Below are 15803 nucleotides of genomic sequence, written 5' to 3'. Positions count from 1 at the left end.
ATCAGGCCTGGCCGGTAATTAGGGTTCGCGAATTAAACCTAACTACAAATGCCGCAAACTCGCCAGCCGGCATGGGCTTGTTGTACAAAAACCCTTGTACTACCTCGCAACCGCTATCCAGCAGGAAATTGGCCTGATCTTCGTTTTCCACGCCCTCCGCGACAACTTCCAGCGATAGCGCGTCGGCCAGCGCCAGTATCGCCGCAGTGATGGCCATATCGTCTTCATTGTGCGGAAGATCGCGGACGAAGCAATGATCGACTTTCAACTCGGAAATAGGGAGCTTTTTCAAATAAGACAAGGACGAATAACCGGTACCGAAGTCGTCGATACTGATTTTGACGCCCAGGGCTTGCAATTCGCGCAGCGTAATTAACGCGTCGTCTATGTGGTCGAGCAAAATGGTTTCGGTCAGCTCCAGCTTTAGGTAGCGTGGTTCCAGGCCGATGTTGGATAGTACCTCGCGGACATGATTGCCGAAGCCGTATTGTCTGAATTGGGTGGCGGACACGTTAACCGCCATGATCAGCCCCTGACAAAGTCCGGATTGTTGCCAGTCCAAAGTTTGGCGACTGGCATTTTCCAAGACCCAATCGCTGATTTGGGCAATCAAGCCGGAATCTTCGGCAATCGGAATAAACTGCGAGGGACCTATTAAACCCAGCTCGGGGTGTTGCCAGCGAATCAAGGCTTCGCAACCGACGACTTGCTGGCGACGGATATTGATTTTGGCTTGATAGTAAAGCTGCAATTCATTGCGTTCTATGGCCCGGCGCAGGCTGTTTTCCATTGCCAGCTTATGAAACGCGGCAACATTTAGCGATTTACTGAAAAACTGATAATTGTTATGGCCGTGTTCACTGGCATGGTTCATCGCAAACTCGCCGTTTTTGATGAAACTGTCTTCATCCTGGCCATCGCCCGGATAGACGGCGATGCCGATATTGATGCCCAGAAACAGCTCCGTGTCATCCACCGGAAAAGCGTGCTGCATCGCCTGAAAAATCCGCTTAGCCACTTTGACACTATCGCGGGTGTCCTCGATATGATTCAGCAGCACGGTAAATTCGTTACCGCCCAGCCGGGAGACAGTCATGTCCGCCAAATCGTAATCGGCATTGATGGAGATGTAGTCGCAATCCCGCACTTCGGCCAGTAAGCGCTCGGCGAACAACTTCAACACCTGGTCGCCGATTTTCGGGCCTAGGGTTTCGTTGATGCGTTTGAAACGATCGATGCTGATAAATAAAGTCGAAATTACCGTGCCGTAGCGCGTGCAATAGGACATCGCTTGCGCCATAACTTCCTTGAACAGCGTCCGGTTGGGCAGGCCGGTTAGCGGGTCGTAGTAGGATAAAAGCCGCACCCGTTCTTCTATGTGACGGCGTTCGGTAATATCTTGCAGCGTGCCGTGAATATGGCTTACCTGCTCATCGTCGATTATGGGTTTGCCTTGAATATGAATCACATGGTTAGCACCATCGTGATGAGTAATCGGTAATTCCAGGCGAAAACTGCGCTGGTTTTTTACGCACAGATCCATGGCTTGTTGCAGTTTGCCCACTTCCGACTGCTTTACGGATTTGTATAAGTCGCGGCATTTATGTTCGAACGATGACCGATTCGTGCCGAGGATATTAAAGACTTCTTCCGACCATTGCATGTTGTCGTCGGCGACAGACCAGTACCAACTACCCAGTTGCGCTATTTTTTGCGCTTGGCGCAGTTCGGCTTCGCTTCTGGCCAGTTCCTCTAACGTGGCAACCGAGCGCAGCAAGTAACGTAAGCGGTGTGGCAAGGTCGGCCAATTGAGCGGTTTTGGGATAAAGTCGGTCGCGCCCAATTGAAAGGCGCGATTGACCGATTCCAGGTCGTCCATACCGGTCAGCATCACTACGGGCAACATGCTGTTGCCGGGCATGTTTTTGATGGCTTGCAGGCAGTCGAAGCCGTTCAGGTCCGGCAACATAACGTCCAGTAATACCAGATTGGGCCGTTCGCTGGCTGCCAAGGCCAAGCCTTGCTGGCCGCTAGCCGCGCAAATCACATCAAACTCTTCTCTTTGCAGAATGTCTTGCAACATCAGACGCACCATATCGTCGTCGTCTATCGCTAAAATCAGGCTGCGTGCAGGTAGTCGTTCCATTATGAAGGTTTGAGTTGCGAAAGCCGCTGGAGAATTTCTTTATATTCTGTTTGCAGGCTTTCGGCAACCCGGCTATCGAATTGCAAAGTATTGTTCCGCGCTGCATTTTCAAGCGCGCGCGCCTGTTCAGCCAAGTTTAGTGCGCCAATGTTGGCGGCGGCCGATTTTAGACTATGCGCCGCATGCCGCACTGTTTCGGTATCGCGATCCTGAAAGCCGGCGCGCAGAGTCGCGATATGTTGCTCGGCATTCGTGCGAAATAAGGCCAATACATCGTCGACCAGCGCGCTGCCGCCAATTTCTCGCAAGGTATTTAGCGAAGAAGGGTCGAGCGTTGCGTTAATCGGTTTGATCTCGGGCGTGGCTGAATTGACTACTGTTGTAGGTGGCGGGGCTACCAATGCCTGGATTTTGTCTTGCAAGGTTTTTTGTAAAAACGGCTTGCTAAGATAATCATCCATGCCGGCTTGCAAACAGCGTTCGCGATCACCTTCCATCGCGTTGGCGGTGAGGGCGATAATCGGGGTCCTAGTCAAATTGCGACTGCGCTCCAGATCGCGGAGGTATTGGGTGGTGGTGTAACCATCCATGACCGGCATCATGCAATCCATCAGGATAAGATCGACAGGCTCGCGGCCGATAATGTCCAGCACTTCCCGGCCGTTATTCGCCAGCAACAGGGTGTAGCCAAGCTGGCGCAACATGGCGCTGCAAACTTTCTGGTTAACCGGATTGTCCTCGGCCAGCAGGATTCTAATTGTTCTAGGGGCCGAGGCCGGCACACTGATCGATTGCGGTTTTTGCGACATTAGCCCGAGTAGAGCCTCTTGCAGGGTGCGCCTGTGTATGGGTTTGTGGAGATACAGGTCGCAGGCGCTGCCGCGAATTTTGGCTAATACGTCTTCGTCGTTGCTGGAGGTAATGATGACGATGCGGATACAGGCAAATCGCCAGTCTATACGAATCCGTTGGGTTAATTCGACGCCGTTCATGCCCAGCATTTTCATGTCCAGCACGGCAATGTCGAAGAATAGACCCAAGTGTGCCGACTGATCGAGAATCTCCAGGGCATGCGCGCCATTTTTGGCGACGCGGGTAAGCATCCCGAAATTGGTCAAGTGATTTTCAAGGATTTTCGCATTGGTGGTGTTATCTTCCACCAGTAAGACTTGTTTGCCTTGCAGATCGTTGTCGGGCAAGGTTGCAGGCAGAGCTTCGTTAGCTTGGCGGAGCGGGATGTGTAGGGTGAATACCGAGCCGCTGTTCGCGCGGCTTTTTACCTGGATATTGCCGCCCATCAATTCGCTGAGTTCCTTGCTGATGGCCAAGCCCAGGCCGGTGCCGCCGTATTTGCGGGTCGTGGATCCGTCGGCTTGACTGAAGGATTTGAACAAACGGGCTTGGGTGTCCGCGGGGATGCCGATGCCGGTATCGCTGATACAAAACTCCAGGCACATGCCTTCGGCGGGTTGGCAGCGATCAGGTTCGGCAACATTGACCTGCATTTTCACCGAGCCGGCTTCGGTAAATTTGATGGCGTTGGATAACAAGTTAGTGAGTATTTGCCTTAAACGGTAAGGGTCGCCTCTGACGTCGCGCGGCACGCGCTTATCGACGGTGCAAACCAGTTCGATGTTTTTGCTGCTGGCGCGTTCGAAGAACAAGGCAGCGAGTTGGTCGGTGAGATTGATCAAGTTAAAGTCGATCTCTTCCAATTCCAGCTTGCCGGCTTCGATTTTTGAAAAGTCCAGAATGTCGTTAATCACGGTCAGCAGTGAATCGGCGGAACTGAACACGGTTTCCGCGTATTGGCGTTGCGTGGTGTCAAGGTCGGTACCCAACAGCAATTCCGTCATGCCGAGCACGCCGTTCATGGGCGTGCGGATTTCGTGGCTCATGGTTGCCAGAAATTGCGACTTGGCGATATTGGCGGCTTGGGCATCGACTACGGCCTGACGCAGGTCGGCGGTGCGTAGATCCACTTCCTTCTCCAGGTTGCCGCGCTGATTTTCCAGTTCGGCATCGCGTTGCTGCACCCGCTCGATCATCTGATTGAAGCTTCTTACCAATTGGCCGATTTCGTCCTCGCCTTCACCTTGGGCGCGTACCATGTAGTTATTGTCCCTGGATACCTGTTTGGCTAAAGACGACAGCCTGATCAGCGGCGCGGCAATCGATTCCGCCAAGCGCCGTCCGAAAAAAACGGCCAGAATAAACGACACCACCATCACCAAAAAAATTTGGCCCAGGCTGATAATCACCATACGCCACATCGGCTTTAAATCGAGCTGCAAGCGCAAGGTGCCGATTACGTCGCCGTTATCGTCGGGTAAGGGGTTCAAAATTACCTGGCTCAATATCCGTAGGCCCTGATTGCGTTGTTGTTGTTCCGCATCGCTTAGGGTGGAGGGGAAACTGTCCGGTGCGGCCTTGGCCGGATAATGCGCGAAAATTTCGCCGTCGTTTTTATAGAGCTGCGCGGAGATGATTTCGGATTTGCCGCGTAAGGTCGCCAGAATGTCGGTGCCGGTTTTGGTGTCGCCAAACAGCAGCGCGGCGTTGGCATTAAAACCGATCATTTTGCCGAGCGAGCGCACTTCTATCGACAGTTCTCGCCGCTCCTGCCAAATGTGGGTGATGCTGGTAATTAACAAGGTAAACAGTAAAGCCAATGCCAAGGTGATGGCTTGCAAGCGTTGTAGCTTGTAGGTCATCGGCAGATTGGCGAGTTTGTCGCGAATCATGGGTGGCGTCGAGATGTCATCTGCATAAGGGCTTATTTACCGGCCAAAATGTTCTTAGCCAGTTTCAGCAGTTGGGCGCTGATTCGGGTGTTGCCGGCGTTCGCGGTTTCTAAGTTAATTTCGAAACTGAGTCGATTGCCGTCCTGGATCAAACCTATCGTGCCGCCTTGGTTGATAAACCCGGATTTGTCGCTGACGCTGACGACCGGCGAGCCTTTTAATTCGCGTGCATAATCGCCCGGATTATCGGCGGTATCGATAAAGATGAGGTGGCAGGACTTCAGATCCTTGGCTGATATATTGCGGACGATATCCAAGGGCTTGCCGTTCACAGTTTTGCCTTCCAGCATCAGCAAGTGGTCGCCGAAATCGGTATGACCGCTCAGACACAAGGTATAACGATTCTGTGCGGTTGCCGACTCCGGCCATTCGATAAACTTAAAGAAATTGTATAAAAACGCCACTTTCACCGCAGCTTCGCTGGCCGCTTCGGCGTGGCACAGATGGCTGGCGAACAGTAATGGTAGCAACAGCATTTTGCTGAATACCCTGATAGGCGCGAATGTGCGTTTTTCCGGGAGGCGCGGGCACGATTCGTCGCAGCCGCGATTTCGGCACGATCCGCAAAATCTCGCATAGGTACGGCGCAAGATTCGGCTCATGTTCGGCACCTGTTCTTTGCTGTATGCATAGTGTCGGTGCCGCTTAAAAGTCCCAGCGCAAGGTGCCGTATACCTCGCGTTGAACGGCTGTGGCAGTGGAAAACATATCCGAGCCGTATTCGAAATGACTGCTATTCAGCAGATTCCGGCCCACCAGCGCCAGTTCCACGCCGGAGCCCAAATCCCATCCCAAGCGGGCATCCAGGTCCTGATAGGCTCTGGATTGATCGCCGTTTAGACCGGTGGCGTCGGAATAGCGCCAATTCAGATCGAACTTGACCTGTGGCGAGAACTGATACATCGACCAGAGCATGGCCTTATGCGCAGGGTAACTGTCTCCGGATATCAGCGTGGTATTCGCCGGTGCCATCGGGGATAGACGAAAGCGTTCTTCTTCGTGGCTATACGTGGCGCGAAGTTTCCAATCTTCAGTCGCTTGCCAATCGACACTGATTTCGCCGCCGTAGACTTGCACATGCCCGTAGTTGTTGTAATCCAGCGTCTGCAGCATGTAGCCGGCGAAGCGTTGGATGTTGGGCGTCAAACTGACGTAATCGTCGTAGCTGTAATGATACAAGGCTACATCAGTGCTGAGTTGGCGACTGATTTGGCCGCGCCAGCCTAGTTCAAAGCCGATCATTTTCTCGGCCGTGAGGTCGGGATTGCCGGTTAAGTTAAGCATAACAGCGGGATTAAGCGAAGTCGCGGCACCGCCACCTATCGGTGGTCTGGTTTGCAGGCCATAGGAAATATTCTGCTCGACCCAATTGGGCGTGCGCACCGAGCGAGATACCGAGCCCCAGAACGAATGCTTTTCGTCGGGTGTCCACAGCAAGCGCGCGTTTGGCTGCACTTCGAATTGCGTAACCGGGTTGTGTTCCAGCTTGCTGCCCAAGGTCAAATGCCAGCGATCGGGTACCAAGGTAATATCGTCCTGCGCAAACAGGCTGTAGATACGGTCGGTTCGATTGTTGGCGCTCATGGCGATCTGCCGGCTGTCCTGAAAATTATTCAGATTGAAACGGACGCCGCTACCCCACACGAACATATGGCTATCGTTTAGCTTGTAATTGTGTTGAAAATCGACATCGATATTATCGATTTGATATTCTGAGTCCAGGTAGGGTGATTTCCGGCTATGCCTGTCCCAATACATGCGTAACACGGTATTGGAGTCCGCGCTTTGATACTGCTCCCAGCGTCCTTGAATATAGTGGCCGGAGAATAATTGATCGGTGGGTAACGCGCGCGAGTAGGGCGGCGCCAATACCGGCGTCTGTTGCGATGTCAACGATGGGAAGTGTTGCAGCGCGCCATCGCTTTCGCCGAGATACGCATCGCCTTGCAGACTGAGTTTATTAGTGAAGTCGATGGCTTTGTCATAACGAAAACCGATCTTGCTCATCTCGCCTTCATCGCCGCCGTTACCACTGGTAGCGAGCGTTTTTGAGTCGCTATAGTTGGTGTGGCGGCCATAGACTTTTAAATATGAATCGCCGCCTAAATCGGCACCGTAGCGTAAACCGCCGCCGTAGCGTTGAGTGCCGACATGGCTGGATACCAAACCGCCTTGCGTGTCCTTGGCGGATTTGGTGATGATGTTGATGACGCCGTTGACCGCATTGGCGCCCCACAAGCTGGCGCCCGGACCGCGGATGACTTCAATGCGTTCGATGTCTTCCATCATGACATCTTGTTGATCCCACCATACCCCGGAAAACAGCGGGTTATACACGCTGCGGCCGTCTACCAAAACCAGCAACTTATTGACAAATTGGCTGCTGAAGCCGCGCATCGATACGGCCCATTTATTGCCGTCCACCTTGGCGACATGCATGCCCGGAACCACGCGCAACGCTTCCGGTATGGTGGTGGCGCCGGTGCGGCGGATTTCGTCGCTGCTCAGCACGAACAGGGCGGCGGGAACGTGTTTAATATCGGTGGGTACTTTCATCACCGAGGTCACATCGAGATTCATCAATTGCTCGACGCTGAGGCTGGTCAAATCGGGTAAATTGTCGTTTTCCGGCTCTTGATTGGCGGCTTGTACTGTGCCGTGTCCCACGCAAAATATCGCTCCCAGGCAGATGGCCCAAGGTCTTGCTCGATAAAACGCCATTTTCATATGATCGGCCCTTTTATAACGTCAACTGTAGTTTCAAGCGAAATTCCCTGCCGTTCATTTGCAGCAGGTCGAATCGGTCGCTGTTGATCAGCATTTCATAATGGCTGTCGAACAAGTTATAAACCCCGAAGGACACGTCCAGACCAGGCAGTAAACGATCCGTGCTCAAATTAAGATTCACCAGATTGTAGGCATCGGCTTCGCCGCCCTGGAATGTCTTGCGGTCGCCGATGTAAATGTTCTCGACACCGAGCCTGACAAAATCGTCGAACAAAGGCTCAGCATAGTGTAATTTGAAAATATTTTGCGGCGAACCGGTTGCCCACACCCCGTGTTTCCCTTCGTTGGTAAACAAGCTGTAGGTGTACGATGCCTTGAACATTCTGCCGCTGTCCCAACGTTTTTCCGCTTCCCATTCCGCGCCATAGGCATGGTACTTTCCAACGTTGTCCAGAAACCCCGTATAGGGGTTGGCTTTCAATAATTCGGTGATGTCGTTGTAAAACAAAGAAACCAGCAGTTTCAGTCCGGCATTCGGATGCCATTCGGTAATCGCTTCGTAGCTTCTGATTTGCTCTTCACGCAGTTCCGGACTGACGCCGTAATAGTAATTGTTGTAATCCAGATTCCAAGCATGCGGAGCCCGAAACGTCGAGCTGTATAGCAGTTTGAAGGTGGTGTTTTCCAAAGGGTTCCATATCAAGCCCAGGCGCGGATTGAGTTGCAGGCGTTTGAGCATGTGGGTCTGATCTAGGCGCAGCCCGGCGCTGAAAACCAGATTGTCCAGTAGCTGGATGTCGTCTTGGGCGTAGAGTTCGACGCGGTGGCCGCTGAGGTCGCTATCTTGGTAAATTTGATAGGGGTCGGTAACATAGCCGAATTGGCGCTGGGTTTGATCGTATTGATATTCCAAGCCGAAAAGTAGTCTATGTCCGTCGAATACGCTAGTTGTTAGTTGCGCTTCGCCGCCCCACCAGCGGCCGCTGGTTTGGTCGTGATAAATGTAGTTTCCAACATCGTTGAAAGGGTCTTCGGCCATGTAATCGTAGCCTTGGTAAAAACCCTTGGCCATGAACGAGGTCTTCGCATTCAGGGCTTTTTCATATTTCAGATTGGTGAAAAATTGTCTGTCGTAAGTGTGGGATCTGGGGTCGTTAAAAACAGAGCCGAAAGCCGCAGTCGGCACGCGTTTGTACCGATCAACAAAACCGCCGCTGAGGGTGAATTCTTCGAACTGCACCCGCCCGAACAAGCGGTCAGCGCGCTCGGTATCCATGTTCTGCGCGATACCGTTGTTGGTGTTGGGGTCGTCGAAAGCCGGGAAATAGAGATTTTCCACGCCCTGGGTATCGTAATGCGATGCCGACACCAGCACATCGGTGCCGTTGTCGAATTGCTTGCCATAACTGACACGGCCTTTATAGGTGTCGAAACTGCCCACTTCACCGGCGATTTGTGCCCCATTTATGGCTTTACCTTTTTTAGTCACGACGTTGATCAAGCCCAAAAAGGCGTTGGCGCCGTAAATAGTGGAACCGGAGCCGGGGATAAATTCGATGCGTTCGACCAAATCCATATCCAGCATGAATTCCTGGCCGATATTGCCGGAATCGAAGATATTTTCGTTCATGCGTTGGCCGTCGATCATGAACAACACGCGGGAATTGTAGTCGCCGGACTGAATGAAGCCGCGAACGCCGACAAAACTATAGTTGCGATCATTGCTGGTAAACAAGCCGCGCATACTGTTCAGCGCCTCCGCCAACGTGCGCCAGCCGAAAGTGCGAATGTCGTTTGCCGTTAAAATAGAAACCGAACTAGGGGCTTGACTGGTTTTCTGGCCCAGTCTGGAGGCGCTGATGATTTCCACATTCAGCAGCTGCTCGATAGATAGCTCGGTTAAATCTTCCGACGCCTCGCTGACCGCCTGCGCGGTAGCCAACGGCATCAAGAACACACCTAGGACGATCAGCGCGCGCATTGAAAGTCTTGTCTAATGGATAGCGGGGGCATAGATAATGATAAGACTCGGCTTGGTGCGTACGAACTGTCGATTAACGCGGGAAAGAAAAACGATTATTTTACAATAGATTATTGCTGTTCAAGCTACTTAGATTTTAATACCGTTATTTTTGGTAGGGATTTGCCTGAGATATTCTAAAAATCGGTTCAGTGCTGGGAAGTAATGCGGTTAATGCGGTTAGTGTGGTTTTTGGGGAGCTTCATCGCGACGATCAGGGCGCCTGTTCGACGCGCCTGTTTACGATTGGTTGATGCTCTTGCTGTTGACGAAGATGCGAATGGAGTCATTGCTGTTGCTTCTCGAAAATCAGTTGTTTCCTCCCGCCTAAATTCCGATCTGAAATGGCAAGGCCCGCTGGCATAACAGCAACATCTTGATCAAACTGGGCAACCTTCCATTTTGTATATGAAATAACCCTGGCGTTTAATCGTTTCAATCACCTCAGCCGGTGCTTGTTGAGTGTGGCAAAACCGGCACTCCTTGCTGGACACGACCGCATCGTTTTCACCGATCGAAGCTAGCCACTGTTTGGCGTACTGAATGGCTTGCTCGCCATCTTTACTGGCGGTGAATACATCAAAGTGCATGACGTGGTTGTCTCGCGCTTTGACATAGGTATCGTAAACATGGATTTCCATCAAAAACTCCCAGGTTAAAATGGTAAAAGTTGGCTTGTGTCATCAAAGAAGCGGCCAGATAAAAAATGCCTACGGTGCAAAATAGTCGCACTGTAGGCGAGGTCAACGACTTTCGATAAATCAGCTATTCAGTTTTTCGGTTCATCAGCAACCAGACAATTTCCCAGGAGTTAGCTGAGAAATTGCCGGACACGTCTTGGCGAACCTATAGAGATGACGGATTTACATCCGTCATCGACAGAAATCCGCGAAAGCGTTCCCCTTGGGGGTGAAAACGCCTCTACGGATTTGGTGAAATTCTATACTAATATCGATTCGATATAAAAAGATTTTTCATTATTCTCTTTCTGGAAACACGAAAATACCGTCACGTATGCTGCAACGTTCCAAGCCAACTAACACAAATAGATACTGGCATCTGATTACGGAACCGGACATGCCTTAACTTATTGGGACCTCTAAATATCAAAAAACCGCCTTCTCCGTCAGGGAGAAGCTTGGGATGAGGGGATTAAAATCAATTTTTTACATCCCTCAGCCTAGCCAAAGATACGATGAACCAACTCAGCAAAAATCCCCAAAACGGCATAGCCACGAATCACCATGGCTTAAAGCGGCAACTGGATCGTGTTCTCAGTACGTTGGGTAAGGACAAGGATATTGCAGGGCAAAAGCGGCAAGTCGGGGATAACATCGAACGCTTCGGCGGGCGTTGCAGTCCTCGCCGCGCTTAGGTGCCGGTGATTATGTACCCGGTTTTGCCGGTCAGCCGCAACATGGATGAGATTGGCTTTGACGACAAGGCTAATTACCATTCCCGCAAGCCTCGAGGAGTCGTGCGCAAGCTGTTTAGCTAATCGCGCAAGGCATTTTATAAATTCGGGCAACCTATTTGGCTTGCGTGCAAGTCGTTGAGGCTTGCGGTTTAGGCTCTTGGTCTTGCGTTCAAGCCATTTCGGCTTGCGCTTATGGCAAATAGGCTTGCCCGCAAGGCAATTTAGGTTGCGGGCAAGGTATTTAGAGTGGCGAGCGGCTCTTTTAAGCTTGCGACGATAGCCAAAAAGCTTGCAAGCTATCCTTTCTTTTATTCCGCCGAGGAATAAATCTTAGTCGGCAAGCCGGAAAACCTCGCCGGGCAGCCATTATGCTTAACTTGTTTAGCCGTTAGGTTGGGTGGCTAGGGTTTTTGCCTTGGCGCCACGGTTAAATCGAACAGACATCGCCTGCCGTAGCGTTTCCAAGCCCGCGCCTTTGCCGGCGATTTTCAATGAGGCGTAAGCATCTAGGCTAAAACTATAAATATCGCTGCCCAGTGCCATGTCGGTATCTTCGCCTCTGCTCAATAAATCGCGCAGGCGATGCAGGCGAGGGCGGAGCTTATCGAGAGTCGCCATATCGGATTGCGCTTCGACGACATCGAGACCGGGCGGAATGGCTTGCGTATTTTGGGTGGCCACCGTCAGCGTCTGGCGGCAGAAAGCTTCGGTTTTATCACCCATCTTTAGGATGGTGCGGCGCTCTTCGGGTGTTAAGATAAGGAAGCCGGCGAAGCGGTCTTCCAATGTCTTTAGCGCGGCGTCGATTTCGGTCAGATCATTGTCGGAAAGGGTTAAAGAAATTAGATGTTGACTCATGTTTATCTCCTTTTAGCGTTGCTGATACTGCGGATGATGGGGTGTGGTCCGCAGAAGAAAAGCGTAGGCTATTTTTAGATGGGCGCGTGACTTTATTTGCTAGGAATTGACGGGGCTTCGGTTGATTTTGATTTCCAAGCTTTGGCTTGCAATCGGGGGCTATCGGCCATTAGCGGGCTGTTGCGTTTCAACCATAAGTGACCGAAGTTGAATGGCTTGCTGTCTGAGAGTTTAGCCATATCTGCTTGACCGCAAGACCTGACCCAGACTTCCACCGACTTCCGAATCGTAGCTTCACCGAAACACGGGGAATTTTCCTCGTCCGAAACGTTTGGGAGTGCTTTGAGTGAAGCGAATCATTTGATTCAGGGGGCAAAGTAGCGGCGAGGCGCTTTGAAACGTTTGGTATGGAGTTGCAAACCCATTCCCGCCGGGAAAGTCTAGCGTTGTATACTAGTCAGACTAAGGAATGTCATGAGAACACAATGCACTCACTAATTGCTTTTGCCACTCAATGGGGCAGTAAATTCGGTGGAATCAACGCTTTTAACACCGACTTTTTAAGTGCCTTCGGCGTCGCCTATCCCACACAGCTTAAGGTCATTTGCATTGTTTCCAGTGCCACAGAGGCCGAAATTGCCGATGCCAAAAATGCCAATGTCACCCTGGTAACGCTTCCTTACCCTCCGAGTGACAAGCTATTCACAGAGCAGCAAGCCAACACCGCCATCGACGAACTCACCAAACAAGGCATCCCGCTAACCCCAGATTTAACCATCTGGCTCGGTCATGACCGAATCAGTGGCCGCGCAGCACTTCAAGCCGTTAAAAAATTCGGTGGTCGTTCTGCGCTGATCCACCACATGAGTTATGAAGCCTACGAAGCATACGCCGAAGACTCACACTCGGCGCACAGCAAATCAACTGAACAACGAACCCTGTTTGAACAAGCAGACCTCTGTTTAGCGGTTGGCCCAAGTTTGCACAGTGCGCTTTGCGACTTGATTGATGTCAAGTCCGAACAAGTTCATCACATTATTCCAGGCTTAGCCGAAATTGACCCGCGCAAAAACACCCCACAAAAATTCAACGCTTTTATCAGCGGTCGTTTGAGTGACGATGCCGCCCGCATTAAACAAGCGCACCTCGGAATTGCCGCATTTGCTACCGCCATAGAACAAGCGCAAAACAACCAAGCCCCAGAAAAACTGATTAATCAGCCAAAACTGGTTTTACGCGGCGTCGACTTTGAATCACGCCTTGATTACAAACAAAGCCAATCCACCAACCCAGAACTTGAATTACTGCAATTTTCTGAAAGCTACGCCAATCAAATCATCACCTTACACGCACTACCGTATACCCAGGACCGCACGGCGCTGTACAGTGATTTAAAATCTGCCAGCGCGGCTATGATGCCCTCCTGGCACGAAGGATTTGGTTTGGTAGCGTGGGAAGCAATTGCCGCCTGTGTGCCGTTAATTGTCAGTACGCAAAGCGGCGTCTACCAACTGCTTAAACAGCAAGGGCTTGAAGGATTTGTTTATCCCATACAGGTTCGCGGCAAAACCGTAACCCCATTTTTCCACGATGACGACCTAGCCAACCTCACAAAAGCGGTAATCCATATTGCAACCAACGTTGACGCCGCCAAGCAAAAATCCCAGTTACTCAAAACCAATTTAGCGGCCTACACTTGGTCAGCTTGTGTGGAAGAAGTTGCAAAAGAATGTTTTAAGTGGAACATCGAAAAAGGCAGCCCCAAGCTAGAGACAGCGACTGCGCAACCGCCACAACTCGCCAACCCACGACAACCACTTGGCGAGTCGCCTCTGACGCTACCCGTCAAACAATGGCGCTCCGATTTAGGTTATGCCGAAAGCCAAATGCTCCGCGCCGATTTTGCTTTAGTTCCGTTTGATCCGGGCCGCCAAACCGACTTGGATACACTCAACACATGGCTAGATAACCAAGATGGCAACGACTACCCCATTAAAACTCGCTTGCTGACGGGCGCGGGCGGCTTGGGCAAAACCCGCTTGGCGATTGAATTGTGCCAACAACGCATGAACAGTGGCTGGCATTGCGGCTTTCTCAATCGGGAAGATTCAGAACAAAGCTGGGCCAAGTTAAAAGCGTTACAAAAGCCGCTACTCATTGTCATTGACTACGCGGAAACCCGTCAGGAAACCTTATTAAACCTGCTCAAAGCCCAGCTCGAAGCGGATTACCCTCATACGGTTCGGTTGTTATTACTGGCGCGTGGCGGCGGCGAGTGGTGGGATCAATTGCCCAGCAAAGATGCTGAATGCGAAGCGCTTCTGAACGGTTATGCCACTTCCGGGCCATACGTGTTGCCAGAGCTTTATCTGGATCAGGACAGCCGCCAACAAGCCTACCGAAACGCGTTAGCGGCGTATGCGATCGCCACCGGTCGGCAAATCCCGTCTGGCATCCCTAATCTAAGCGGCGAACATTTTGCTAAGCCGCTGTATCTACAAATGGCGGCCCTGTTGGCGTTATACGGTGAACGCCCCATCACGGCACTGGGCTTAACCCAATCGCTGCTGAACCACGAACGGCGTTATTGGCAAGAAACGCTAAAGGAGTTGGGCTTAATCAATCCACAGCAACAGGCTCAGGACTTGCTGGCCCTGACGACATTAAGCAACGGCTTCAAAACCCCGAAACAGGCGTACGAGTATTACGCCAAAGCCAACCCGGGCTTGATCTCCCAGCCCGTTTTTAACCAGCTATTCAACCAACTAGAACTACTCTATCCCGGCACCCAAGGCTTACAAAGCATCCAGCCCGATATACTCGGCGAAGCGCTGGTCGCGCAAAGCCTACAACTAACAACAGGCATGGATTTGCTCAACGTAGTTTTGGGCAAATCCGCCGAGAAGACCGTTCAACATCATGCGCTGACGGTATTGGCGCGACTGAGCCTGCACGCGCCAGAATTGGACAGCGTGTTAATGCGAGCCATACAAAACAATTTTGTCGCCTGCTGTTTGGAACTGGTGGATGTGGCCGTGCAAACCCACAGTCGTTTGCCCGAATTGGCACAACTCGCATTTCAGTTATTAACGCCCCAACAAAAAAGCCAAGCGGCGGTGTTGTTGGAAAAGCGTTTCGAGCACGAATCAATTTGCTTAGCGGAATTAGCCTATGAAATGGCTTTTTTCATCAAAGAAAAATCCGCGCATAGACTACAAAAAAAACCAACTGATATTCAGTTATTGTCTAAGCATGCTGCTGATTTGCGTAGTCTAGCTGTGGATGCCTCTCGGTTAGGTATAGCCATTGATGCCGTTAATTTTGGAGGCCAAGCTTTACAAATCTTCAAACAACTTAGACAGCGCGATCAAGTCCAATTTGAGCCTGATTACGCCCTGTCGCTCAGCAACTATGCGAGTCACCTGAGTGATTTAGGCCGGAACGATGAGGCGGCAGACTATACCCAGCAGGCGCTGGTAATCCACGAACGCTTGGCGCAACAAAGACCGGATCGATTTGAGCCGAATTACGCCACTTCGCTGAACAACTATGCGAATTGCCTGAGTGACTTAGGCCGGAACGATGAGGCGGCAGACTATGCCCAGCAGGCGCTGGCAAAACGCGAACGCTTGGCGCAACAAAGACCGGATCGATTTGAGCCGGGTTACGCCAATTCGCTCAACAACTATGCGAATCTCCTGAGTGATTTAGGCCGTAACGATGAGGCGGCAGACTATGCCCAGCAGGCGCTGGCAATCCACGAACGCTTGGCGCAACAAAGACCGGATCGATTTGAGCCGGATTACGCCCTGTCACTCAGTAACTATGCGA

9 protein-coding genes are annotated in these 15803 nt (G+C 51.5%); 2 read left to right on the top strand and 7 right to left on the bottom strand.

All coding sequences use genetic code 11. From position 1 onward, the window contains the following. Position 1 precedes the first annotated feature (1 nt). The 6 genes from A1332_RS13135 to A1332_RS13110 all read right to left on the bottom strand — a co-directional run bounded on the left by A1332_RS13135 (position 2) and on the right by A1332_RS13110 (position 10338). Positions 2-2146, bottom strand: coding sequence for a putative bifunctional diguanylate cyclase/phosphodiesterase (locus A1332_RS13135; RefSeq protein ID WP_064008945.1), 2145 nt, complete (start codon positions 2144-2146; stop codon positions 2-4). After that, positions 2146-4890, bottom strand: coding sequence for a hybrid sensor histidine kinase/response regulator (locus tag A1332_RS13130; protein WP_064008944.1), 2745 nt, complete (start codon positions 4888-4890; stop codon positions 2146-2148). Before A1332_RS13130 ends, A1332_RS13135 begins: the two co-directional genes overlap by 1 nt. A 32-nt stretch (positions 4891-4922) precedes the next feature. After that, the gene (locus tag A1332_RS13125; protein WP_231890289.1) at positions 4923-5552 is read right to left on the bottom strand and encodes a YfiR family protein; all 630 of its coding nucleotides are present in this window, start codon (positions 5550-5552) and stop codon (positions 4923-4925) included. A 43-nt stretch (positions 5553-5595) separates the two neighbouring features. Next, positions 5596-7677, bottom strand: a complete 2082-nt coding sequence (locus A1332_RS13120) for a TonB-dependent receptor plug domain-containing protein (RefSeq protein ID WP_064008942.1) — start codon at positions 7675-7677, stop codon at positions 5596-5598. A 13-nt stretch (positions 7678-7690) separates the two neighbouring features. Continuing rightward, a complete protein-coding gene (locus A1332_RS13115; RefSeq protein ID WP_064008941.1) occupies positions 7691-9658 on the bottom strand; it encodes a TonB-dependent receptor plug domain-containing protein in 1968 nt (655 codons plus the stop codon). A gap of 419 nt (positions 9659-10077) precedes the next feature. Next, positions 10078-10338 carry a DUF2024 family protein gene (locus A1332_RS13110; RefSeq protein ID WP_064008940.1) on the bottom strand — a complete coding sequence of 87 codons (261 nt, stop codon included), beginning with the start codon at positions 10336-10338 and terminating at the stop codon, positions 10078-10080. A gap of 554 nt (positions 10339-10892) precedes the next feature. Between A1332_RS13110 and A1332_RS13105 the strand changes: the two genes are divergently transcribed. Beyond that, positions 10893-11072 carry a hypothetical protein gene (locus A1332_RS13105; RefSeq protein ID WP_064008939.1) on the top strand — a complete coding sequence of 60 codons (180 nt, stop codon included), beginning with the start codon at positions 10893-10895 and terminating at the stop codon, positions 11070-11072. A gap of 423 nt (positions 11073-11495) precedes the next feature. Here the strand turns inward: A1332_RS13105 and A1332_RS13100 are convergent, their stop codons facing one another. Further along, on the bottom strand, positions 11496-11972 hold the full coding sequence (locus A1332_RS13100) for a hypothetical protein (RefSeq protein ID WP_064008938.1): 477 nt from the start codon (positions 11970-11972) through the stop codon (positions 11496-11498). Between the two features lie 485 nt (positions 11973-12457). On the opposite strand from A1332_RS13100, the gene A1332_RS13095 reads away from it, so the two are divergent. Beyond that, the coding region (locus A1332_RS13095) for a tetratricopeptide repeat protein (RefSeq protein ID WP_064008937.1) at positions 12458-15803 on the top strand (3346 nt) is incomplete at its 3' end.

It is taken from the genome of Methylomonas methanica (assembly GCF_001644035.1).
GTDB lineage: Bacteria > Pseudomonadota > Gammaproteobacteria > Methylococcales > Methylomonadaceae > Methylomonas > Methylomonas methanica_A.
Note: the sequence above shows the minus strand (reverse complement) of the source record. Positions and strands in the feature narration are given on the sequence as shown.

Excerpts from the sequence above, each read along its gene's own strand:
- A1332_RS13135 (WP_064008945.1), bottom strand. The coding sequence starts at position 2,146 with ATGGAACGACTACCTGCACGCAGCCTGATTTTAGCGATAGACGACGAC.
- A1332_RS13130 (WP_064008944.1), bottom strand. The coding sequence starts at position 4,890 with ATGATTCGCGACAAACTCGCCAATCTGCCGATGACCTACAAGCTACAA.
- A1332_RS13125 (WP_231890289.1), bottom strand. The coding sequence starts at position 5,552 with ATGAGCCGAATCTTGCGCCGTACCTATGCGAGATTTTGCGGATCGTGC.
- A1332_RS13120 (WP_064008942.1), bottom strand. The coding sequence starts at position 7,677 with ATGAAAATGGCGTTTTATCGAGCAAGACCTTGGGCCATCTGCCTGGGA.
- A1332_RS13115 (WP_064008941.1), bottom strand. The coding sequence starts at position 9,658 with ATGCGCGCGCTGATCGTCCTAGGTGTGTTCTTGATGCCGTTGGCTACC.
- A1332_RS13110 (WP_064008940.1), bottom strand. The coding sequence starts at position 10,338 with ATGGAAATCCATGTTTACGATACCTATGTCAAAGCGCGAGACAACCAC.
- A1332_RS13105 (WP_064008939.1), top strand. The coding sequence starts at position 10,893 with ATGAACCAACTCAGCAAAAATCCCCAAAACGGCATAGCCACGAATCAC.
- A1332_RS13100 (WP_064008938.1), bottom strand. The coding sequence starts at position 11,972 with ATGAGTCAACATCTAATTTCTTTAACCCTTTCCGACAATGATCTGACC.